Origin of the sequence: Variovorax flavidus (genome assembly GCF_030317145.1) — a bacterium.
In the GTDB taxonomy this organism is placed as follows: Bacteria; Pseudomonadota; Gammaproteobacteria; order Burkholderiales; family Burkholderiaceae_C; genus Variovorax; species Variovorax flavidus.
Window position 1 is genome coordinate 1137047 of sequence record NZ_JASZYE010000001.1, and the last position, 20257, is coordinate 1157303.

At 67.1% G+C, this 20257-nt stretch carries 23 protein-coding genes; 7 read left to right on the forward strand and 16 right to left on the reverse strand.

The window, feature by feature from the left end; genetic code table 11:
- Window positions 1-11: 11 nt before the first annotated feature.
- The 5 genes from QTH90_RS05460 to badH are packed head-to-tail and all read right to left on the reverse strand — an operon-like array spanning window position 12 to window position 5519.
- Window positions 12-1010 carry a Bug family tripartite tricarboxylate transporter substrate binding protein gene (locus tag QTH90_RS05460; RefSeq protein WP_286663497.1) on the reverse strand — a complete coding sequence of 333 codons (999 nt, stop codon included), beginning with the start codon at window positions 1008-1010 and terminating at the stop codon, window positions 12-14.
- Window positions 1011-1053: 43 nt separating this feature from the next.
- On the reverse strand, window positions 1054-2697 hold the full coding sequence (gene aliA / locus QTH90_RS05465; protein WP_286663498.1) for a cyclohexanecarboxylate-CoA ligase: 1644 nt from the start codon (window positions 2695-2697) through the stop codon (window positions 1054-1056).
- A 38-nt stretch (window positions 2698-2735) separates the two neighbouring features.
- Window positions 2736-3887 (reverse strand): cyclohexanecarboxyl-CoA dehydrogenase, encoded by a 1152-nt coding sequence (aliB, locus tag QTH90_RS05470; RefSeq protein ID WP_286663499.1) that lies wholly within the window; start codon window positions 3885-3887, stop codon window positions 2736-2738.
- A 32-nt stretch (window positions 3888-3919) separates the two neighbouring features.
- Window positions 3920-4702, reverse strand: a complete 783-nt coding sequence (badI, locus tag QTH90_RS05475; RefSeq protein WP_286663500.1) for a 2-ketocyclohexanecarboxyl-CoA hydrolase — start codon at window positions 4700-4702, stop codon at window positions 3920-3922.
- Between the two features lie 49 nt (window positions 4703-4751).
- The gene (badH, locus tag QTH90_RS05480) at window positions 4752-5519 is read right to left on the reverse strand and encodes a 2-hydroxycyclohexanecarboxyl-CoA dehydrogenase (RefSeq protein WP_286663501.1); all 768 of its coding nucleotides are present in this window, start codon (window positions 5517-5519) and stop codon (window positions 4752-4754) included.
- Window positions 5520-5657: 138 nt separating this feature from the next.
- Between badH and QTH90_RS05485 the strand changes: the two genes are divergently transcribed.
- From QTH90_RS05485 to QTH90_RS05500, 4 genes are all read left to right on the forward strand, one after another.
- A complete protein-coding gene (locus QTH90_RS05485; RefSeq protein WP_286664467.1) occupies window positions 5658-6167 on the forward strand; it encodes a MarR family winged helix-turn-helix transcriptional regulator in 510 nt (169 codons plus the stop codon).
- 78 nt (window positions 6168-6245) lie between these two features.
- Window positions 6246-6746, forward strand: coding sequence for a MarR family winged helix-turn-helix transcriptional regulator (locus QTH90_RS05490; protein WP_286663502.1), 501 nt, complete (start codon window positions 6246-6248; stop codon window positions 6744-6746).
- Entirely contained in the window at window positions 6743-7741 is a 999-nt protein-coding gene (locus QTH90_RS05495; protein WP_286663503.1) for an FUSC family protein, read from the forward strand. Before QTH90_RS05490 ends, QTH90_RS05495 begins: the two co-directional genes overlap by 4 nt.
- Window positions 7742-7891: 150 nt before the next feature.
- A complete protein-coding gene (locus QTH90_RS05500; RefSeq protein WP_286663504.1) occupies window positions 7892-8425 on the forward strand; it encodes a hypothetical protein in 534 nt (177 codons plus the stop codon).
- Window positions 8426-8437: 12 nt separating this feature from the next.
- Here QTH90_RS05500 and QTH90_RS05505 read toward each other — a convergent pair whose 3' ends face one another.
- The 3 genes from QTH90_RS05505 to QTH90_RS05515 all read right to left on the reverse strand — a co-directional run bounded on the left by QTH90_RS05505 (window position 8438) and on the right by QTH90_RS05515 (window position 10373).
- Window positions 8438-8992, reverse strand: a complete 555-nt coding sequence (locus QTH90_RS05505) for a DsbA family protein (RefSeq protein WP_286663505.1) — start codon at window positions 8990-8992, stop codon at window positions 8438-8440.
- 72 nt (window positions 8993-9064) lie between these two features.
- On the reverse strand, window positions 9065-9265 hold the full coding sequence (locus QTH90_RS05510) for a hypothetical protein (protein WP_286663506.1): 201 nt from the start codon (window positions 9263-9265) through the stop codon (window positions 9065-9067).
- 160 nt (window positions 9266-9425) lie between these two features.
- On the reverse strand, window positions 9426-10373 hold the full coding sequence (locus QTH90_RS05515) for an adenylate/guanylate cyclase domain-containing protein (protein WP_286663507.1): 948 nt from the start codon (window positions 10371-10373) through the stop codon (window positions 9426-9428).
- Window positions 10374-10750: 377 nt separating this feature from the next.
- On the opposite strand from QTH90_RS05515, the gene QTH90_RS05520 reads away from it, so the two are divergent.
- Complete coding sequence (locus tag QTH90_RS05520) at window positions 10751-11008, forward strand: hypothetical protein (RefSeq protein ID WP_286568332.1); 258 nt, start codon at window positions 10751-10753, stop codon at window positions 11006-11008.
- A 42-nt stretch (window positions 11009-11050) separates the two neighbouring features.
- On the opposite strand, the gene QTH90_RS05525 is transcribed toward QTH90_RS05520, so the two are convergent.
- The 8 genes from QTH90_RS05525 to QTH90_RS05560 form a co-directional block, all read right to left on the reverse strand.
- Entirely contained in the window at window positions 11051-11980 is a 930-nt protein-coding gene (locus QTH90_RS05525; protein ID WP_286663508.1) for an LD-carboxypeptidase, read from the reverse strand.
- Window positions 11977-13053: a tRNA adenosine(34) deaminase TadA gene (gene tadA, locus QTH90_RS05530; RefSeq protein ID WP_286663509.1), complete on the reverse strand. Its 1077-nt coding sequence runs from the start codon at window positions 13051-13053 to the stop codon at window positions 11977-11979. Before tadA ends, QTH90_RS05525 begins: the two co-directional genes overlap by 4 nt.
- Window positions 13043-13273 carry a hypothetical protein gene (locus QTH90_RS05535; protein WP_286663510.1) on the reverse strand — a complete coding sequence of 77 codons (231 nt, stop codon included), beginning with the start codon at window positions 13271-13273 and terminating at the stop codon, window positions 13043-13045. The genes tadA and QTH90_RS05535 overlap by 11 nt, the downstream gene beginning before the upstream one ends.
- A gap of 1 nt (window position 13274) precedes the next feature.
- Window positions 13275-13922, reverse strand: coding sequence for an FMN-binding negative transcriptional regulator (locus tag QTH90_RS05540; protein ID WP_286663511.1), 648 nt, complete (start codon window positions 13920-13922; stop codon window positions 13275-13277).
- 47 nt (window positions 13923-13969) lie between these two features.
- Complete coding sequence (locus QTH90_RS05545; RefSeq protein ID WP_444814674.1) at window positions 13970-14674, reverse strand: ankyrin repeat domain-containing protein; 705 nt, start codon at window positions 14672-14674, stop codon at window positions 13970-13972.
- A gap of 5 nt (window positions 14675-14679) precedes the next feature.
- A complete protein-coding gene (locus tag QTH90_RS05550; RefSeq protein ID WP_286568337.1) occupies window positions 14680-15195 on the reverse strand; it encodes a GlcG/HbpS family heme-binding protein in 516 nt (171 codons plus the stop codon).
- A 116-nt stretch (window positions 15196-15311) separates the two neighbouring features.
- A complete protein-coding gene (locus tag QTH90_RS05555; protein WP_286663512.1) occupies window positions 15312-15932 on the reverse strand; it encodes a response regulator transcription factor in 621 nt (206 codons plus the stop codon).
- On the reverse strand, window positions 15929-17410 hold the full coding sequence (locus QTH90_RS05560; protein ID WP_286663513.1) for a sensor histidine kinase: 1482 nt from the start codon (window positions 17408-17410) through the stop codon (window positions 15929-15931). The genes QTH90_RS05555 and QTH90_RS05560 overlap by 4 nt, the downstream gene beginning before the upstream one ends.
- A 44-nt stretch (window positions 17411-17454) precedes the next feature.
- On the opposite strand from QTH90_RS05560, the gene QTH90_RS05565 reads away from it, so the two are divergent.
- Complete coding sequence (locus QTH90_RS05565; protein ID WP_286663514.1) at window positions 17455-19710, forward strand: glycoside hydrolase family 3 N-terminal domain-containing protein; 2256 nt, start codon at window positions 17455-17457, stop codon at window positions 19708-19710.
- Window positions 19711-19758: 48 nt separating this feature from the next.
- The gene (locus QTH90_RS05570; protein ID WP_286663515.1) at window positions 19759-20217 is read left to right on the forward strand and encodes a hypothetical protein; all 459 of its coding nucleotides are present in this window, start codon (window positions 19759-19761) and stop codon (window positions 20215-20217) included.
- Window positions 20218-20257 lie beyond the last annotated feature (40 nt).

Sequence of the window (20257 nt, forward strand, 5' to 3'; positions counted from 1 at the left end):
CTCGCTTCCGGTCAGTCCACGACGATCTTCTGTTCCTTGATCAACCCGGACAGCAGCGTGCCCTCGTTGACCAGCAGCTTGCGAAATTCGGCGGTGTCCATCGCGATCGGCTCTGCGCCGAGATCGCCGTAGCGCGACTTGACGGCAGCCTGCGACAGGGCCTTGCCGATCTCCCGGTTCATGCGGGCCACGATGTCGGGAGAAGTCCCGTTGGGCGCCCACATGCCGAACCAGATGTCGAGGTTGGCACCCGGAAAGCCCTGCTCGCCCACGGTCGGAACGTCGGGAAAGAAAGGCGAGCGCTTGGCGCTCACGATGCCCAGCAGCTTGACCTTGCCGGTGCGGATATGGGGAAACGCAATGCCCGGATCGCAGACGAAGTCGGCCTGGCCCGACAGCACGTCCTGCAGCGCGGGCGCCGCACCACGGTAGGGGATGTGGGTGATGTAGGTGCCGGTCGCCTGCTTGAACAGTTCGCAGGCCAGGTGCGGCGGCGTGCCTGCGCCGGCCGAGGCATAGGACAAGGTGCCCGGCCTGGCCTTCGCCAGTGCGACGAGGTCCCGTGCGTCCTTGGCAACCATCTGCGGCTTGGCCACGAGGTACATCTGCGTGCGTCCGACGCTCGCGACCGGCGTGAGGTCGCGCGAAGGCAGGATGCTCGACTTGAAGAGCGAGGGATTGGCCGTTTCGACCGAGGTGGGCGCGATCAGGAAGGTATGCCCGTCCGGTGCGGCGCGCACCACTTCCGATGCCGCGATGTTGCCGCTGGCGCCGGGCTTGTTGTCGATGACGACTGGCTGGCCGAGGGATTCGGACAGCGCTTGCGAGAGGATGCGCGCCATCACGTCGGTGCTGCCGCCGGGCGCGAAGCCGACGACCACGCGGATGGGCTTTGCGGGCCAGTTTGCAGCCGTCTGCGCCTGGAGCGCACAGGCTGCGCCAAGCATGCCCATGCCAATGGCGGCGCGAACCAGACTCCGGCGCACGGCCGCAGGGAAATGAAAGTCCATGTCTTGTCTCCGTTGTAGTGATGGAAATCGATGCACCTGCGGCTCAGGGAGCGTCGTCGCGCAGCAGTTCGCGCAGCTTGAATTTCTGGATCTTTCCCGACGGTGTGGACGGCATGGCCTCGCGCACGACGAGCCGCTCGGGGATGTACTGGATCGCCACCTTCTGCGTCTTCAGGAACGCCACGAGCGACGGCAGGTCGATGCTCTTCCCGGGCCGGGGAACGACCACCGCACAGGCTCGCTCGCCGAGCCGCTCGTCGGGGTAGGCGACGATGGCGGCCATGGCGATGTCCGGATGGCGGTAGAGCAGCGACTCGATCTCGACGACCGGGATGTTCTCGCCGCCACGGATGATCACGTCCTTGCTCCGACCGGTGATGCGGATGTAGCCCCGCGCATCGATGCGCGCCAGATCGCCCGTGTCGAACCAGTCGTCCGCGTCGGTGCCGTTGAGCTTCGGGCGATGCAGGTAGCCGCCGAAGTTCGAGCACGCGCGCAGCATCAGCCGGCCGACCTCGCCCGTCGGCAGGGCCTCCCCATCCACGTCGACGACCTTGATCTCCACGCCCGGCAGCGGGCGGCCGTCGGTGTGGATCGAACGCTCGTCATCGTCGTCCAGCTGGGTCAGCGTGACGGCGCCGTTCTCGGTCATGCCCCAGGCCGAGACGATCTTGGCGCCGAGCGCCTGTCGCGCCTGTTCGACCAGCGGTCCTGGAATCGGGGCGCCCGCGCACAGGAAGGTGCGCAAGCTGGGCACCTCCTTGCCTGTTTCGGCAACGGTCTTGGCCAGGTCCGTGAGGAACGGCGTGGAGGCCATGGTGAAGCTCGCCTTCTCCTCCCGGATCAGCGCGATGGCCTGCTTCGGCTCCCAGATGTCCTGCAGCACGGCGCCGGCCTTGAGCATGATGGGCATCATCAGCCCGTACATGAAGCCGGTCTGGTGCGCCATCGGCGAGGCCATGAGCACCACGTCGTCGGCGCCGAGGTGCAGGCGCTGCGCATAGGGAATGATGTTGGCCATGGTGGTGTTGGCCGAGTGCATGACGCCCTTGGGCTCGCCGGTCGTGCCGGAGGTATAGATCAGCTGCGTCACGTCGTCCGGGCTGGGGCGGCTGCGCGTGAGGATGTCCTGCGCGTCGGCTTCGTTCTCCCAGGCCGGGCCGCTGAGCAGTGCTTCGAAACTTCGGGGCCCGGTACCGCCGACCACCACGATCTGCTTCAGGTCCGGAAGCGACGGTTGCAGTTCGGTCACCATGCGCTCGAAGTCGAACCCGCGAAAGGTCTTCGGAACGATCATGACCTTGGCCGCGCCGTGCTTGAGCATGAACGACAGCTCGCGTTCCCGGAAGATGTGCATGAGCGGGTTGATGACGGCGCCCAGCCGCGAGCAGGCCAGGTAGGTCAGCGTGAACTGCCACCAGTTCGGCAACTGGCAGGCCACCACGTCATTGCGGCCCACGCCCAGGCGGGCCAGGCCGACCGCGATGCGATCGGCCATCTGTGCCATCTCGCGGTAGGTGAAGCGGGTCATGGCGCCGTCCTCCACCCGCAGCGCGGTCAGCGCGAGCTTGTCGGGGCAGGTCGCGACGCAGGCGTCGAGGTCGTCGTTGATGGTGCGGTCATGCCACAGGCCCTGCATCACCATCCGGTCGCGGCGTGGGGGCAGCAATACGGCGTCGAATTCCATGGTTGTCTCCTCTTCTCGTTGGCGGGGTGGGTGGAAGTTCAGGCAGGTACGGCGCTGCGGCCGGCGCGGGTGCGCGCCACGATGGTCTTCATGATCTGGGCCGTGCCGTCGCCGATCTGGAAGCCCAGCACGTCGCGCAGGCGCTGCTCCATCACGCCGCGGTCGTAGCCGCCGTGGCCGAACATGAGCAGGCACTGGTGCACCACGTCGTAGGCCAGCTTGGGCGCCCACCACTTGCACATCGCGGCTTCGGCGGTGTGCGGTGCGCCCTTGTCCTTCAGCCAGAGCGTCTGCAGGCACAGCAGGCGCGCGGCCTCGACTTGCGTGTCGAAATCCGCCAGCGGATGCGACACGCCCTGGAACGCCGACAGCGGCTTGCCGAAGGCCTCGCGCTGCGCGACGTAGTCCCAGGTTTCCTCCAACGCCACGCGGGCCACGGCCATCACCTGCAGGCCGATCAGCGCGCGCGAGAAGTCGAAGCCCTGCATCACCTGCACGAAGCCCTTGTTCTCCTCGCCGAGCCGATGGCTCACCGGCACGCGCACGTTCTCGAAGAACAACGAGCCGCGGCCGATGGCGCGCTGGCCGTGGCAGTCGAAGCGGTTGCGCGTGACGCCCGGCAGGTCCATCGGCACGAGCAGCGCGGTGACGCCATGCGCCGCCGATTCGATCGAGCCGGTGCGGCCGAACACCACGGCCGCGTCGGCCTGGTCGGCTGCGGAGATGGAAGTCTTCTCGCCGTTGATCACGTACTCGTCGCCCACGCGCTCGACTCGCAGGCGAAGGTTGGCTGCGTCCGAGCCACCGCGAGGCTCGGTCAGCGCGATGGCAAACAGCGCCTCGCCGCGCGTGAGCTTCTGCAGCCAGGGCGCGACCACTTCCGGCCGGCCATGTTCCGCAAGGATCTGCCCGTTCAGCGAGGCCAGCAGGTTGACATAGGACATGCTGAGGTCGGCACGCGCGATCTCTTCGTGGATCACACCAGCCGCGAGGCAGCCCATGCCCTGCCCGCCGTGCGCTTCGGGCAGTTCGGGCGCGATGAACCCCATCTCGCCCATCTCGCGCATCAGCGCACGATCGAGCACGCGGGTCTTGTCGCGTTCCAGGAAGCCCGGCGCCACGCGCCCGGCAGCAAAGCGTCGCGCATGCTCGGCCAGCGCGGCGAGGTCTTCGTCGATGTAGGGATTCATGTCGTCTCCTTGGGGGCCAGCGGGTAAGCGCCCTACTTCGCGTACTTGCGGAAATCGGGCTTGCGCTTTTCCTTCAGGGCATTGACGCCCTCGCGCGACTCTTCGGTGTCGTAATAGAGCTTCAGCGCGTACATGCCCATGCCGGCGATGCCGCTCTGGTGCGCCGTGTCCATGTTGAAGCTGCGCTTGGCGATCGCGATGGCGGTCGGGCTGCGCTCGCAGATTTCCTCGGCCCACTTCTGAACCTCGGCATCGAGCTGCTCATGCGGAACCACCGCGTTGGCCAGGCCCATGGCCACGGCCTCTGCGCCCGAGTAGCGGCGGTTCAGATACCAGATCTCGCGGGCCTTCTTCTCGCCGACCACGCGGGCCAGGAAGGCGGTGCCATAGCCCGGATCGACGGAACCCATCTTCGGGCCGACCTGGCCGAAGACGGCCTTCTCGGAACAGATCGTCAGGTCGCAGATGGTGCACAGCACATTGCCGCCGCCGATCGCGAAGCCTTGCACGCGGGCGATCACCGGCTTGGGCACGTTGCGGATCGCGTCGTGCAGTTCTTCCATCGGCAGGCCGATGGTGCCGCGGCCGTCGTAGTTGCCGTTGTGCGCGGACTGGTCGCCGCCCGTGCAGAAGGCGCGGTCGCCCGCCCCGGCCAGCACGATGGCGCCGATGCTCCTGTCGTAGCCGGCGCGATTGAGCGCCTTGATGAGCTCGTCGCAGGTCTGGCCGCGAAAGGCGTTCATCTTGTCGGGCCGGTTGATGGTGATCCAGGCCACGCCGTTGCGGGTTTCATAGAGGATGTCTTCGAATTCCATGGGGTTCTCCTGTGGATGGGGTGACGTGTCGAATGGGGGCGTGCGGGCATCAACCGTTCATGGTCAGGCCGCCGGAGACGCTCAGCACCTGGCCGGTGACGAAGCCCGCGTCGTCGCTCGCAAAGAAGAGGATCGCGCCCGGCAGGTCGTCGGGCTGGCCGATGCGGCCGAGAGGAATCGAGCGCGTGAACGCTTCCATCAGCTTCTCGGGATTGCCGGCGCCTTCCTTGTAGTCGGCGAACAGTGCGGTGTCCGTCGGCCCGGGGCACACCACGTTCACCGTGATGCCGTGGCGCGCATGTTCGCGGGCGATGGTCTTGGAGAAGGCCACCAGTCCGCCCTTGCAGGCGGCGTACACCGCCTCGCCCGAGGAGCCCACACGCGCCGCGTCGGATGCGATGTTGACGATGCGCCCGGCCTTGCGCGCCGCCATTCCGGGCAGCACCGCGTGATGCATGTGCAGTGCGCCGGTCAGGTTGATCGCGATCAGCTTGTCCCACTGCGCGGGCTCGGTCCTGGTGAAGGGCTTGAACACGTCCCAGCCGGCATTGTTGACCAGCACGTCGATGGGGCCGAGGCCTTGCTGCGTGGCCTCGACGGCGACGTCGACGCTGGCGCGGTCGGTGATGTCGCAGCGGAAGGCCTGCGCCTGCCCGCCCGTGTCGCGAATCTGCGCGGCGACTTTCTCGGCGGCGTCCACGTTCATGTCGAACACGGCCACCTTCGCGCCTTCCTGGGCGAAGCGGCGGCAGGTCGCGCCGCCGATCCCGCCACCGCCGCCGGTGACCACCACTGTCTTGCCTTCGAATCTTTGCATGAGGTTCTCCAATCAGGTTTCGAGCTTGCTATCGTCTGGACATTGCGGCCTCGAGAAGCACCGCGAATACGTCAATGTGTTGACATATTCTAGGACGCACGCCAATCTTTGTGTACACCGATTCCGATGAGAAAAACCATGGTTATCCCTAATGAAAACGCCGAAACAGCTCGAATGGAGTTGGCCAATCGCGTCTTTTTTCGCCTGTACCAATGTGCCAATATGTTGCACAAAACAGGGACGCGCGCCGTCGAGGCCGAGGGACTGACCACGCAGCAATGGGCCGTGCTCGGCGCACTGTCGAGACCGACGGCGGAAGGCGGCATGAGCGTGGGCGACCTGGCCCGCTATCTGAAGGTGAGCCGGCAGAATCTCTCAGGGCTTCTCAGCCGGATGGAACGCGACGGGCACCTGAGCACAGCCCCGGACGGACGCGATCGGCGCTCGCGCCTGGTGACGATGACCGCGTCGGGCCGGAAGGTCTGGCTGGTCGAGGCGCAGCCCAAGATCTACGCCTACTACGACCAGGTCCTCGATGGCTTCTCCGTCAACGACGTGACGCACACCCTGCACTACCTGCTCAAGATCCTGGAGAACATGCAGCGGGTGGACGATGCGCAAGGAGACGGGGCCGAACCCGACGAGTGAACGATCTTGCGATTTACCAAGGCTTGTCTTAGCATTCGATCCTGAACTGCTACGACAAATCTTGGTAATCGAGTTCGCGTGACTTCAACCCCCTCCGACGCCTCCGACTGCGCCGCCCGACTTCGCATCGCGGTCACCACCCTCTCCCGCCGCTTGCGGCCCGCGCCCGAGGGCGGCATCAGCGTGGCGAAGCTGAGCGTCATCGGGCGGCTCTACCGCGCCGGCGCCATGACGCCGACGGAGCTGGCAGCGCGCGAAGGCGTCAAGCTGCAGTCGCTGACCCGGCTGCTTGCGGAACTCGAGGCCGATGGGTGGCTCGGCAGGAAGGCGCATGCGTCGGACGGCCGGCAATCGTTGCTGAGCCTCACCGCGACGGGCAGGAAGCGCCTGGTCTCGACGGTGCGGGCGGGCGATGTCTCGCTCGCAAAGGTCATCGAGACCACGCTCAACGAATCTGATCGTGCCGTCCTGATGCGCGCCTGTGCGCTGCTCGAAGGCATTGTCGAATCGCTCGACGGCGAAGCGTCGGGCACTTCGCCGGCCGCAGCGCCCGGCAAGTCCGGCGGACGGCACGCGTGAACCCGGCATCGTCGGCACACGGCGCGATGCGCCGCTTCCTCATGGACGAAGAAAAGCGCCACCATGGCATGCAGATGGCCTGCGCGATCGTCCTTGCCTATGTCGCTTCGAGGCTGGTCGGCCTGCCGGAACAATTCTGGGCCGTGATGAGCACGCTGATCGTGATGCGCCCCAGTTCGGGCGGCACGTTCGACGCGGGCTGGGACCGTGCGCGCGCAACAGTTGTCGGTGTGCTCGGCGGTCTTCTGGGCGTCTGGCTGCAGCAGATCGGCGTCAACGTCATCGCCAGCACGCTGGCAATCGTCGCGCTGCTCTCCTTCGCGAGCGCCGCCAGCCCCGCGTTGCGCAGCGCGCCGATTGCGGCGCTGATCATCCTTGCCGCGGGCAAACTGGCCGGTCATTCGGCCCTGCAAGTGGCGGTTCTGCGGGTGGTCCAGATGGCCATCGGCATCGGTGTTGCCATGGGCGTGGCGCTCGCCTCGTCGAGATATCGCGCGCCCGACCGGTTCTGCAAGGGATGCGCGACGCTGTTGCAGCGGATGGCACGTCAGTTGCAGTTGTCAGGCGCCCGCGGCCAGACCAGCGAGGCCGATGCGGAAAGGGCTGCCGCAGCACTGCGAAATGCACTCGATCGGCTGTCGATGCTCGCGGGCAGTGCGGATCGGGAGTTGCGCCTCTTCCGGCGCAAGGGGCCAGCGGCCAACGAGCGAGTTCACCAGCGCCTCGCAGGGCTGGTGCGTCGAGTTGTCCAGGACACCTCGGTGTTGAACCGGGTACTGCGCGAGCAGCCCGCGCCAGACATTGCCAAGGCCGCAAGCTCTGCACTCCTGGCTGTGGCCAATGCCTTGACCGGGCAGGCCCAGCCGGATCTCGATGAACTCCAGGCAATTTCGGCATCCGCCCAGGTCGACCCGCTGCTTGCCGGTCCGCTGCATCTGCTGCTGGACGATCTCCAGCGTCTCGCAGGCCTGTCGGCGAAGCTGACCGCTGCCTGAGTTGTGCCGCGATTCTGTGGATAACACTGTGAGTAGTCGCGGGAGACCCTCCCACTCAGCCTGATCCGGCGCGGGTTCCCACCGCATTGCCTCTGGAATAAGCACCTGTCGGCCGGAGGCCGGCAGCACCCCGCTAAGCTACCCATCCACATGACCACCATCCAGTTCAGACGCCGACTCATCGTCATCATCCTGCTGTGCGTCGCCATCGGGGGCGCCGTCATGCGGCACTTCGCGATGCCCGGCTCCACCCTGCGCGACATCGGCACGCTGCTGATGCTGCTGTGGGTGCCGATCATCGGCAACGTCATTTCGTGGCTCATTGCGCGGATTCGGCGTCCGGCCGAGCAGGCGCCTTCGCCTTTCGACGCAAGAGACGCCTTCGAAGCCCATGCGCTCGTCGAACTCACGCTGCGCCAGCCAAAGCTGCCCTCCCACGACACGCCGGTCGCCGAGGGCGAGCACCGCTGCGCACTCGTCGTCGACAACGAAGCCTTCTCTGCCAGATGGTGGGTACGGCCCGGGGAAGCCTTTCGCCGCGGAACGGCTCAGACGATCGAAGTGGAATTTCTGGCGCCGGCCCTGGCACTGCCCCGATTTCCCGCCGACACGGCGTTTCGCATGCTGGTCGGCGAGTCATTCATCGGCGATGGCCGCGTACTCCAGGTGCTCGAATCGGCCTGAGATCGACGGTCGCTACGCCGCAGGGGCGAGCAGGGCCTTGTCGATCGCCTCGTGCAGACGCTGCAGTCCGAAGGTCACGTCGGTGCCAACGCCGTTGACATAGAAGGCCGGTGTCGAACGCACGCCGACGCGGCGACCGCTGTCGACCTGTTCCTGCACACGTTGCAGGTAGACGTGATCCTGGAACTCGTTGCGAAACCGGGGCATCTCCAGGTCGAGTTGTTCCGCGTATTCGAACAGGTGCTGCTCGTCGAGATGCTGCTGATGGGCGAACAGCAGATCATGGTATGGCCAGAACTTATGCTGCGCCGCTGCCGCCTCGGACGCCTCCGCAGCCAGTTCCGCGTGCGGATGGACTTCGCGCAATGGAAAGTGGCGGAACACGTAGCAAACCTTGTCGCCGAAGTGCGCCAGGACGATCTTCATCGCCGGATGCGCCTGCCGGCACGAGGGGCATTCGAAGTCTCCGTACTCGACCACGGTGACGGGCGATGTTTCCGATCCCAGGATGTGGTCGGTGCGCGTATCGGACACGAGGAGTGGACTCGGCGCTGCGCGGGTGTTCATGATCTGCGGCCTGCGAGAAGAACAGACCGTCAGTATCGGCCAATGGCGCCAATAGCCAAGCGCCGGAGCCACTCACCAGGAATGGGCAATGCTGGACGACGCTGTCGATCCGGAAGCCGCCAGGCCCAGGCGCCGCAATGCGCGGACCGGCACATAGCCGTGATGCGCACGGCGTGCGATGGCATGCGCCGACGCAGGGGCAACGCCCCAGGCCTTGGCGGTCACGCCGATCACGCGCTGTGCCTGATGGAGCGATTGGGAGAGCAAGCTCATGGTTCGTGTCTTGACGGGCATAGAAGCCTCGTATTGTGGGGAAGACACATGACAAGAGAACGAAGCAAACTTCAGTTCGATATAGCGGAATCGAACAAGCCGCTCGACGACCGGGGCGCCCGGCCGGCCTTCCATCGAAGCCCTCAGGCGCAAAGCGCGCTCAGCGAACGTCGCGACGAGCCAGCAGCACGTTGCCACCAGTCGTGTTGAACGAAATGGTCGGCGCGCTGAAATCGCTGAGCGGTGCACCCAGGCCGATCTCGCCGCTGCCGTGCAGCACGCACTCGTCGCGCCGCAGCGCGATCTCGCCGCTGGCGCCCGCGGTACCGTGGAAGCGGACCCAGGTGCCGTAGGTGCTCACGTCGACCAGGACGCAGCTGCCGTGACGCGCCTCGATGCGCGCATGCAGGCGCGATACCCGCGGATCGTTGACGACGAACTGCGCCTCGTCGACCCGCCCCAGGTGAATGGGCAATTCGGCGGCGCGAAACATCGAACGCACGTCGAGCCATGCGAGCTCGATCTGGCCGAAGGACGAATCCGCACCGCGCGCCGGCTGGATCAGCGCGGCAGGCATCGTCAGGAATTCGGAAACCTCGTCCTGCCAGTCGACGCGATGGACGACCGGCATCTCGACCTTGCCGCGGATATTGATCGGACCGAGGTTGCGATGGCGCACTTCGCCTTCGTGCAACTGCTCGATGACGGATTCGGTCGCCCAGATCTGGCCGGGGCCGGCCAGATCGCTGAGACGCGATGCCAGGTTGACCGCATCGCCATAGCAGTCGCCATCGACCTCGACGACCTCGCCGCTGGCGACGCCGATCTGGAGTTCCATGCGCAATGGGGCGGGCCAGGTCTGCAGCCGCTTCTGATGGTTGCGCTGCATTTCCAGCACGGCGCGGGTGGCGGTCACGCCGTTGGCGAAGATGGCAAAGACGCCGTCACCCAGCGATTTCACGACACGGCCGCCATGCGATTCGCACACGCCGCCGATCCACTGGGTCAGGCGCGTCACCGTTTCGGTCGCACGGGCATTCCCCATGGCCTCGAAAACCCTGGTGCTCCCCGTCAAGTCAGCAAATACGACAGTGGAATTGGCGCCCATGTTGTGCAGTTTTTGGTAGCTCTCGCTATTCGATTATGGCAAAGCAGCGCAAAAAGCCTGTCTCAAACGCTCAAATCGCGATGGATGTGGCGAAAGCTGTTGCTTTTTCATTTCGTGACAGTAAGCGCACAACGTTTCATTTTGAAAAGTAACACTTAGGTATCAGTTCTTCGACCAGTACTCGAACTGATTCGTGAAGTATGTTGTTTTTAAACATGAATAATTGTTTCCACGCTTGTGCCGCAGTGGGTGCAGCCTTAACGTAGCGGCCATCAAGGTTTCCGGCAACACGCCTTTACCCCATGGTGTCCCTCAGCAGGTTCTTCCGCTTTCTGTCCCTTCCCGGGCTCGGCTTTCGCCGTTCCGCGGATCGCCAGATGGGCCAGATCCGTACCGCCATGTTGTCGCTGTTGCAGGTTCACGGCGGTCATTCGATCCAGCGCGTGGCTCAGCGTGTCCGCTTTGCGGGTGACCTCGAAGCGCTCTGGTATCTGCGCCAGGATGTGCTGACTGCGCTCAGCGCGGTCGATGGCGAAGTGGCCGCCCGGCGCCAGATGCGCCAGATCAATCGACTGTTCAAGGGCGGCCTGCCCGGCACGATGGGTCCGAGAACCCATCAGCGCATCATCACCTGAGACGGCGCCCCGCCCTCGCGGCCAGTGCGCCCTCCGGCACGCTCAATGAGCGTGCCGATGCCCCCACACCATGAAGACATCGCGCCCATCGGCCGCCACCTCGACCTTGGCGCCGACCGGCAGGAGCACCTTCGTCGGCACGTGACCGAAAGGCAGCCCGCTCAGGACCGGCGGCTTGATCAACTCGCGCAGGCGCGCCGCGACGGTCTGCATGCCGAAGCCACGGTCGTGCGGCACCTTCTTCGTGCCGGTGAACGAGCCCAGAATCACTGCCTTCTGGCGCCCGAGCACACCCGCATGGCGCAGCTGGTCGAGCATGCGCTCGACTCGGTAGGGATGCTCGTTGACGTCCTCCAGGAACAGCACGCCCTTGTCGATCGCCGGGAAGTAAGGCGTGCCGAGCAGGCTGGTCAGCACGCACAGATTGCCCCCCCACAGCACGGCGTCGTGGATGCTGCGCAGCTTCGGAAGATCGGCGCTGTCGCGCGCCGGCATGCGCCAACCCGTGCCCTCGCCCTGCCCGCTCAGCAGATCGTCGAAGCAGGCTTCCATGATGTCGTCGGCCCCGGCTTCGGCGCCGAAGTCTTCGCCCACCGCGGGGCCGGCCCAAGTCACGGCGCCGGTCTTGGCCAGCAGTGCGCTCTGGAAAGCGGTGAAGTCGCTCAGTCCGACGAACTCGGTCCCGTGGTGAATGGCCTTGGCGACCGCCTTGTACGGAATCGCGTCCAGGATGCGCGTGAGCCCATAGCCGCCGCGCGAGATCAGCGCCACGTTGGCACCGCTGGCTGAGGCGCGTGAGATCGCAGCCAGGCGCGTGGCGTCGTCGCCAGCAAAGCGCTGATGGGTTGCCAGGGCGGCTTCGTCGATCTCGACCTCATGACCGAGTGCCTGGAGCCGTTTGACGCCACGCTTGAATGCAGCCTTGTCGCGCACGGCGCTGGAGGGCGAATAGATGTAGATGTGTTTTTTCACGGGGCGAAGTATCCCATTGCCTCCCGTGCCAACTGGACCGCCTGTGCGGCGGTAGGGCCCGAGACCCGCTTTGGCACCGGCCCCAGCGCGCGCAAGGCGGCCTCGTAACCGCGATCTGGAAACGGTGCGCGCCACGCATCGGACGCAGGTTCACCGCCATCCGGCGCGACCGTCACCCACGGGAAGCGATCCGGTGCCGCCGTTGCGAGCAGCGATGCCAGCGCAGATGCATTCACGCTGTGCACGAGCGCCATCGGACCCGGCTGCAGGCGATCGAGCCACTCGATCAGCACGTCGCGATGCCACGCGAGTTGATGCACGGTCTCGCGCTTGGGCTTGTCGCTCTGCCCGAAACCGATGAGGTCGGGCGCCAGCACGCGCAGGCCCTGCACGCCTGCGAGGTGCCGGAACAGGTAGCTCCATTCCCCAGGTCCGTGCAGGCAAAGCAAGGCGGATGCGGCGTCCTGCGGCCCCTCGTCCAGATAGTGCATGCGCCAGCCTTGCAGGCTTGGGAGATCACTCACGTAGTGCGGGGCAAACGCATAGTCGAGCAGCGCGCTGAAGCGATCGGACGGTGTGCGCAGTGCATCGTCCCGCAAGGGCTCGGCCGCCTCGCGTGCCGCGCTGCGACGGTCGCGGAAGAAGTTCTGCAGAAGCGACTGGCAGTCGGCCGCCAGCACACCACCCAGCACCCGCGTGTGGTGGTTCAGTTGCGGCTGCGCGAGCAGGTCGATCACCGACCCCGCCGCGCCGGTCTTCGGATCCGCGGCGCCGAAGACCACGCGGGCGAGCCGCGCGTGCAGCATGGCGCCGGCACACATGGCGCAAGGCTCCAGCGTCACGAACAGTTCGCATCCATCGAGACGGTAGTTTCCCAGTGCCGCTCCGGCCGCCCGCAGCGCGTTGATCTCGGCATGCGCGCTCGGGTCGTGCAGCGCGACGGGTGCGTTGCGGCCACTCGCGACCAGCGCACCATCCTTCACCACCACGGCACCCACGGGCACCTCGCCGGCATCGGCCGCCTGTCGCGCCTCGGCCAGCGCCAAACCCATCCAGTGCTCGTCAGTTGTCATCGGTGGCGGGACGCCGTTGCTGCATCGCGGCGTCGAGCGACTGCTTGAATTGCTGCTGGACTTGCTGGCTTTGCGCGCGGGCATCGCCGGCTGGCGCGCTGCCGGCGGGTGCCGGGCCAGTCGAGAGTGCGGGTGCCGCCATGCCGCCCAGTTGCTTCTTGACGAGCAGCCCGACGATGGCCAGCGCGAGAACGAGACCGATCAATCCGATGACGCGCATCTCAGATCTCCGCCGCCTGCACCGCGGCGGCAACGTCCATGCCCAGGCGCTTCATCCAGCCGGCCAGCGCCTGTTCGTCCGGCGATCCCACGCTGTAGCGCGCATGCATGGCGGCGTGCGCTTCCTTGCGGTGCTGGTTGAGCTTGAGCTTGCATTGCAGCGCCGTCACGCGCAGCTCGAAGCCGACGATGCCGTTGAGCATCTTGAGCTGGAAGTCTTCGCCGAGATCGCGCCATTGCTGCGCGTATGCCGGCTCGTGCTCGCCGATCAGCCGCTTGAGCAACGCGTCCTTCTCGGCGGGCGTTTCGATGAGCCGGGCTTCGACCGTGCAATTCACCGCCAGGTAGTTCCAGGTCGGAACGCGCGCCAGATCCGGGTAGACCGACGGCGACATGTAGGCATGCGGCCCCAGGAAGCTTACGACTGCCGTGGGCCGCGCCCGGAGGTAGCGCCAATGCGCGTTGGGCTTGGCGCAGTGACCGAGCAGCGCGAAGCCGCCTTCCCCGCGATCGTCCAGCACCAGCGGCAGGTGCGTGATGTAGGGCAGTCCGTCGTCGTCGTTCGAGATCAGCGTCGCAAAGGGATGCGCGCGCATCAACTCCGCGGCGGTCTCACGGTCCGTGGAGTTGAACTGGGGCGGTGTGTACATGGGGCGAGTCCTGCGAAAAGGATCGCCCGATTGTCCCCGAGCCGCCCCTACTTTGCGCCCGAGGCCTTGAGCTTTTCGACCATGGCGCCGTAGCCGCGCGCCCTGGCAAGCTGCAGCGGGGTATTGCCCTGCCGGTCCGCGAGTTGCAGATTGGCGCCCGCGTCGACCAGCGCGATCAGCGTGCGCTGGTGGCGCGGCCCGCCATCGCCGAGCACGATCGACTCGATCAGTGCGGTCCAGTGCAAGTTGTTGACGTGGTCCAGCGGAGCGCCCCCGGCGATCAAGCGGCGCACGATCTCGTCGTTGCCAAGGTGAGCCGCCGCGATGAGCGCCGTGCCGTCGTAGCGGCTCGTGGTCTGGCCGGCGCTGGCGCCGAGCGACAGCAGCAGCGCAAGCGTCGGCACGTCGTCCGCGACTGCGGCGATCGTGACCGCGTCATAGCGGTCGCCTTCCAGGCGGTCGAGGTTCGCACCGGCCTTGGCCAGCACGGCGATGGCGTCGCGCTGGCGCGCATAGGCCGCCACATGCACAGGCGTACGGCCGAGGCCGTCGCGTGCGTCGAGGTCCGCACCGGCCGCGATCAGCGACCTGAGCCGGCTCATGTCGCCGCGCCACGCGGCCTGGTGCAGCCCCTGGTAGGCCTGCACTTCGGCCGCCGTCGGCGGCACCTGCGCCAGCGCCACGCCGCCGGCCATCATGAGCAGCGCCGCGACGGCGGCGGCAAGGCCCGATCGGTACAGCGCGGCTTTCATGTCGATCAGCCCAGCTGGCCCTTGACCTTGTCGAGCGCCGCGTTCGCGCACTGCTCGTCCAGGTGGCCTCCCGGCGCGCCGCCGACGCCCACGGCGCCGATCACTTCATTGCCGACCTTGACCGGCACGCCGCCGCCGAGCAGGAGGAAGCCGGGGATGTTCACGAGGTTCGCCGCAGCGGGGTTCTTCTGCGCGTTCTCCATCATGGCGAGCGTCGGTGCCTTGGCCGACGCCGAGGTCCATGCCTTGCGCTCGCTGGCGCCCAGGGTGTGCGAGCCGGCGTTGTCGGCGCGCTGCACGGCTCGCACGGTGCCCGAGCGGTCGACCACCGTCGCGGCAACGGCATAGCCATTGGCCGCGCAAGCCGCAACGCTGGCGGCGGCAATCTGGTTGGCGAGTTCGAGCGACATGTTCTTTTCGGCGCGCACGGCCGGGCTGGGTGCCTGGGCTTGCGCCTGCGCGGTCATCGCGGAAGCGGCGAGCAGGACGGCGAGGCCGCCGAGGCGAAGGGTCGAGTGCATGGAGTTCTCCAGAGGTGATGGGTTGCTTGCGCCGGCATTTCGCCGACCGCATGGCAACTGTAGAAACTGCCCGGCGCGCAGACCATTCGTACGGCTACGCCCGCCACTCCGTAGAACTACGGAGTGTCGACCAGCGCGGCGTAGCGCCGGATCAGCTGCGCGAGCGAATCGCACTCCAGCTTGCCGAAGAGATTGGCGCGGTGCGTCTCGACCGTGCGCGGCGACAGCGCCAGCACGCGGGCGATTTCCTTGTTGGTCAGTCCCGCCACGATGAAGCCGAGCACTTCACGCTCGCGCTCGGAAAGCTGCAGATAGCGATCACGGGCGGCCTGGTCGGCCTGCGTCCGCTCGCGCGAGTTGACGTGCTGCCGCACCGCCTGCTGCAAGGCTTCGAGCAACTGCTCGTCATCCACCGGCTTCTCGAGGAACTCGGCCGCCCCGGCCTTGAACGCGCGGCGGCACATCTCCACCGTGCCATGCCCGGTGAGCATGATCACCGGCTGGTCCACGCCCTGGGCAACCAAGGTGTCAAGCACCGTCAGCCCGCTGATGCCGGGCATGCGCACGTCGAGCACGATCGCGCCGATGCTGCTGCGGTCGAAGCCGTCGATGAAGGCCTGCGGGTCCGCCCAGGCCTGCGTGCGAAGGCCCACCGTGCCGATCAGCAATGCGAGGCTCTCGCGCACCGCGAGGTCGTCGTCGATCAAGTGGATCAGCGGGGACAGCGGCTCGTTCATGCGTGGCGGTCCATCGAGGAAGAAGCCAGCGGCAGCCGCAGCGTGAAGCGGGCACCGCGCGGCGGCGCAGGCTCGGCGGCGAGCGAACCGCCCATGCCGGCGGCCAGCGTCTCGCACAGGCTGAGGCCGAGGCCCAGGCCGCCTTCGCGCGTGCTGAAGAAGGGCTCGAAGATCCGCGGCAAGGCTTCAGGTGCGATCCCGCGTCCGTTGTCGCTCACCGTCAGGATGCCGTGGTCGCCTTCGCGGCCGACCGCAATTCGAAGACCACGCTCGCCTGCAGGCACGTCTTCCAGCGCCTGGAGCGCATTCATCAGCAGGTTGTGGACGATCTGTTCGAGCGCGACCGGGTCGGCCCGGACCTTGACCGGCACATGAGCGGCGTCATCGAAGGCCGGCGTCACCGCGCGCCGATCGAATTCGGGCGCAAGCAGGTGCAAGGCGCCCCGCAGTGCCTCCTGCAACACCACGGATCGCGTCTCGGCGTCGCGGTCCGGGCGCGCGATCACGCGGCGCAGGCGGCCGATCACGTCCGCGGCGCGGCGCGCCTGCTCCGCAGCCTGTCGCATCGCCGTGCGCGCGGTCGCCAGCTCGGGCGGGTCGTCGTTCAGCAAGCGCTGAGCTGCCTGCGTGTTCGCCAGCACGGCTGTCAGCGGCTGATTGAGTTCATGCGCCATTCCGGCGGCCAGTTCACCCAGTGCGTTGAGCCGTGCCACCTGGCCGAGCCGCAACAGCTCTTCCGCGCGCCGCCGCGCAACGCGCTGCCGCAGCAAGGTGTAGGCACCTGCGAGCACCACGCCGGCCGCGATCGCCCACGCGGCCATCAGGCCCCAGGGCAGTTCCCGCGGGGACACGACGCGTTCCGCCGCGAGATCGAAGGACTGGCTCTCGGAAGCCAGAGCCTTGCGGAAATCGAAGCGCCAGCCATCGAGCGCGCTCGAATCGCCCGCCTGCACCACGAAGGACTGCCCTGCCCGTTCCAGCGTCACCCGCACCGGGCTGGTCTTCGGATCCATCGGCCAATCGCGCCATGGCACGGCTGTGGCGAGGTCGATGTCGAGTGCGTAGCTCGTCGGCACCGAGCCGATGACGAGACGATAGCGGCCGCTTGCGAAGTCATTCGTCGCGAGTTCGGGGCGTCGCAGTTCGCGCGATCGGGCTTCGGCCTGAGCCAGCAGCGGATCGGGCCATTCTGCCCCCGCCTCACGCCGCTGCACGCCAAGGATCGAGGGATAGACCGACGGCAACCGGCGTTCGGGCTGGTTCGCGCCCGGCATGGGTTCCAGCAGCGCGAGCGTCGCGAGCACCGCGTCGTACTGCACGACCTGCTGGCTCATCAGCCGATGCGCAATGCGCCCATTGACCTCGAAATCCTCGTGCAGCTGCTGGATCTCGGCGCGCGCGATCCAGACCGCACCGGCGCCGGTGACCAGCAGCCATGCGAGCCACCAGCCACCTTGCGTTCGCAACCATTGCCTCATGGCGCGGATTGTGCCCGCGCCGCAGTCCGCCAGAATGGCGTGTCATGAGCGTTCGTCGAATCCCTCCTCTCGCCCTGGGACTTCTCCTCGCCTGCATCGCGGGCTGCACCACGACCGTGCAGCAATCGGTGGCCGACGCGCGCATCGAATCCCTCATCGGGCGCATGACGGTTGAAGAGAAGGTCGGCCAGTTGAGCCTGTACGCCCCGGCGGGCGTGGACATCGTGGCCAACCCGCAGGCCGCGAAACAAAGCCTCGAGCAGCAGATGGCCGACATCCGCGCCGGCCGGGTGACCGGCCTTTTCAACAACGAAGGCCTGGAGGGCAAGCGCCGCGCGCAGGAGGCGGCGGTCAAGGAGTCGCGGCTCGGCATTCCGCTGATCTTCGGCGCGGACATCATCCACGGCTTTCGCACAGTATTCCCGGTGCCGCTGGCCGAGGCCGCCAGTTGGGAGCCCGCGCTGGCCGAGCGCACCGCGCGCGCCTCGGCGCAGGAGGCCAGCGCCGACGGCTTCCGATGGACCTTCGCGCCGATGGTGGACATCGCGCGCGATGCCCGATGGGGCCGTGGCGTAGAAGGCGCGGGCGAGGATGTGTACATCGGCCGGCAATTCGCTGCCGCCCGGGTGCGCGGCTTCCAGGGCAACGACCTCTCGCGCGCCGACGCCATGCTGGCAACGCCCAAGCACTTCGCGGGCTACGGCGCCGCGGAAGGCGGCCTCGACTACAACACGGTCGACCTGTCGGAGCGCACCTTGCGCGAGGTCTACCTGCCGCCCTTTCGCTCCGCGATCGATGCGGGCGCGCTGTCCATCATGAGCGCGTTCAACGAGATCGGCGGCATTCCGTCGAACGCCAATGCGGCCCTGCTCACCGGCGTGCTGCGCAAGGAGTGGCGCTTTCAGGGCTTCGTCGTCTCCGACTACACGGCCGACGAGGAACTCATCGCGCATGGCTTCGCCGCCGATGGCCGCGAGGCCGCGCGGCGTGCCTTCCTGGCGGGCACCGACGTCAGCATGCAGAGCGGCCTGTACATGAAGTACCTGCCGGGCCTGGTCTCGGCCGGCGAAGTGCCGAAGTCGCGGCTCGACGACGCGGTGCGCCGCGTGCTGCGGGTCAAGGCCAAGCTGGGCCTGTTCGACCAGCCATTCCGCGGGCTGGACAAGCAGGACGGTCCCCGCTTCGATGCGCCAGCCCATCAGGCGCTCGCGCGTGAAGCGGCAAGCCGCTCCATCGTGCTGCTCAAGAACGACGGCGACCTGCTGCCGCTGCCCAGGTCGGGCAAGAAGATCGCGCTGATCGGCCCCTTCGCCGGCACCACGGACCTCTTCGGCCCCTGGCTCGTCTTCCCCGACCAGGCGCCGCCCGTCGGCATCGAGGAAGCGATGCGCAGCCGGCTGGCCTCGCCTGAACTGCTGACGGTGGTGCGCGGCTCCGATGTCAACGCGCCGATCGCGGGCGGCATTGCCGCGGCGGTCGCGGCGGCGCGCGATGCCGATATCGTGGTGCTGTCGATCGGCGAGAACGAACAGATGTCCGGCGAGGCGCGTTCTCGGTCCGACATCGAGATCCCGAAGGCACAGCAGGACCTCGCCGATGCCGTGGTCGCGGCTGGCAAGCCGGTGGTTGTCCTGCTGCGCAACGGCCGCGCCCTCGCGCTCGAGGGCGGCGTACGGCAGGCCAGCGCGATCCTCGTCACCTGGTTCCTCGGCTCGCAGACCGGCCCCGCGATTGCCGATGTGCTCTACGGCGACGTCAATCCCTCGGGGCGGCTGCCGGTGAGCTTTCCGCAGACGCCCGGCCAGGTGCCGTACTACTACAGCCACAAGCGCACCGGCAGGCCGCAACTGCCGGATGCACCGGCGCAGATGTACAAGGCCCGCTATCTCGATGCGACCAACGACGCGCTCTATCCCTTCGGCTACGGCATGGGCTACGCGCGGATCCGATACGACGCGCTCGAGGTCCAGTCGTCGGGCCGCATGGCGTGGGACGGGTCGCTGAAGATCCGCGCGCGCATCAGCAACACCGGCCGGCGCGAGGCCGAGGAAGTAGTGCAGCTCTACATCGGTGCCCGCTCGGCCAGCGTGACGCGACCGGTGCGCGAGCTCAAGGGCTTTCGCAAAGTGCGCATTGGCGCAGGCGAGTCGGCAGACGTGGATTTCACGCTCTCGCGGGCGGACCTGATGTTCATCGGCCAGGACCTGAAACCGACCGTCGAGTCCGGGCCTTTCGACCTCTGGGTCGGCCCGTCGGCCACGCAGGGACTGAAGAGCAGCTTCGTTCTGGTGCCGGAATGACGGGCGGACCCTCAACTTTGGCGTCAGGCTGCCGATATACGGGACAGCATGAATCCCTACGCCCGAACCCTGCCTTCATTGCTTGTCGCCCTGTCGATCTCGGGCTGCATGTCGCCGCCATCCAAGGCTGAGAGCCACAACGCCGGAGTTCCGTATCGGCCGTCGTCCACGGCGCAGCCTATTCGGGTCGTCGCCGACGATGCCGGTTCCGAGCACGAAAGGCACTACCTCGCCGCCCGCGAGGCCGAGCGCATCGCGCGCCTGCGCTCGTCGGCGATCGGCACGCGCGACTTCTGCTCCATCACGCGTTCGAGCGGCGAGCCGGCGTCGCGCGACGACGAGAAGAAGGTGACCTGCCATTTCAATTTCGGCTCGACCTCCCTCTCGGAGCTCGATGCCACCGGCTGGAAGGTCGCCGCGCGGGAGCAGAGCGCGTACACCACCCGATGGGGCTTCGAGGTGGAGACGGTCGCACTGACGATCGTCAAGGTGCGCCAGCCGAACTGACGCGAACTGCTCGTCCCTCGGCGGGACGGCGCCCGGGCGG

Excerpts from the sequence above, each read along its gene's own strand:
- QTH90_RS05460 (WP_286663497.1), bottom strand. The coding sequence starts at position 1,010 with ATGGACTTTCATTTCCCTGCGGCCGTGCGCCGGAGTCTGGTTCGCGCC.
- aliA (WP_286663498.1), bottom strand. The coding sequence starts at position 2,697 with ATGGAATTCGACGCCGTATTGCTGCCCCCACGCCGCGACCGGATGGTG.
- aliB (WP_286663499.1), bottom strand. The coding sequence starts at position 3,887 with ATGAATCCCTACATCGACGAAGACCTCGCCGCGCTGGCCGAGCATGCG.
- badI (WP_286663500.1), bottom strand. The coding sequence starts at position 4,702 with ATGGAATTCGAAGACATCCTCTATGAAACCCGCAACGGCGTGGCCTGG.
- badH (WP_286663501.1), bottom strand. The coding sequence starts at position 5,519 with ATGCAAAGATTCGAAGGCAAGACAGTGGTGGTCACCGGCGGCGGTGGC.
- QTH90_RS05485 (WP_286664467.1), top strand. The coding sequence starts at position 5,658 with ATGGTTATCCCTAATGAAAACGCCGAAACAGCTCGAATGGAGTTGGCC.
- QTH90_RS05500 (WP_286663504.1), top strand. The coding sequence starts at position 7,892 with ATGACCACCATCCAGTTCAGACGCCGACTCATCGTCATCATCCTGCTG.
- QTH90_RS05505 (WP_286663505.1), bottom strand. The coding sequence starts at position 8,992 with ATGAACACCCGCGCAGCGCCGAGTCCACTCCTCGTGTCCGATACGCGC.
- QTH90_RS05510 (WP_286663506.1), bottom strand. The coding sequence starts at position 9,265 with ATGAGCTTGCTCTCCCAATCGCTCCATCAGGCACAGCGCGTGATCGGC.
- QTH90_RS05515 (WP_286663507.1), bottom strand. The coding sequence starts at position 10,373 with ATGGGCGCCAATTCCACTGTCGTATTTGCTGACTTGACGGGGAGCACC.
- QTH90_RS05520 (WP_286568332.1), top strand. The coding sequence starts at position 10,751 with ATGGGCCAGATCCGTACCGCCATGTTGTCGCTGTTGCAGGTTCACGGC.
- tadA (WP_286663509.1), bottom strand. The coding sequence starts at position 13,053 with ATGACAACTGACGAGCACTGGATGGGTTTGGCGCTGGCCGAGGCGCGA.
- QTH90_RS05535 (WP_286663510.1), bottom strand. The coding sequence starts at position 13,273 with ATGCGCGTCATCGGATTGATCGGTCTCGTTCTCGCGCTGGCCATCGTC.
- QTH90_RS05540 (WP_286663511.1), bottom strand. The coding sequence starts at position 13,922 with ATGTACACACCGCCCCAGTTCAACTCCACGGACCGTGAGACCGCCGCG.
- QTH90_RS05545 (WP_444814674.1), bottom strand. The coding sequence starts at position 14,674 with ATGAAAGCCGCGCTGTACCGATCGGGCCTTGCCGCCGCCGTCGCGGCG.
- QTH90_RS05550 (WP_286568337.1), bottom strand. The coding sequence starts at position 15,195 with ATGCACTCGACCCTTCGCCTCGGCGGCCTCGCCGTCCTGCTCGCCGCT.
- QTH90_RS05555 (WP_286663512.1), bottom strand. The coding sequence starts at position 15,932 with ATGAACGAGCCGCTGTCCCCGCTGATCCACTTGATCGACGACGACCTC.
- QTH90_RS05560 (WP_286663513.1), bottom strand. The coding sequence starts at position 17,410 with ATGAGGCAATGGTTGCGAACGCAAGGTGGCTGGTGGCTCGCATGGCTG.
- QTH90_RS05565 (WP_286663514.1), top strand. The coding sequence starts at position 17,455 with ATGAGCGTTCGTCGAATCCCTCCTCTCGCCCTGGGACTTCTCCTCGCC.
- QTH90_RS05570 (WP_286663515.1), top strand. The coding sequence starts at position 19,759 with ATGAATCCCTACGCCCGAACCCTGCCTTCATTGCTTGTCGCCCTGTCG.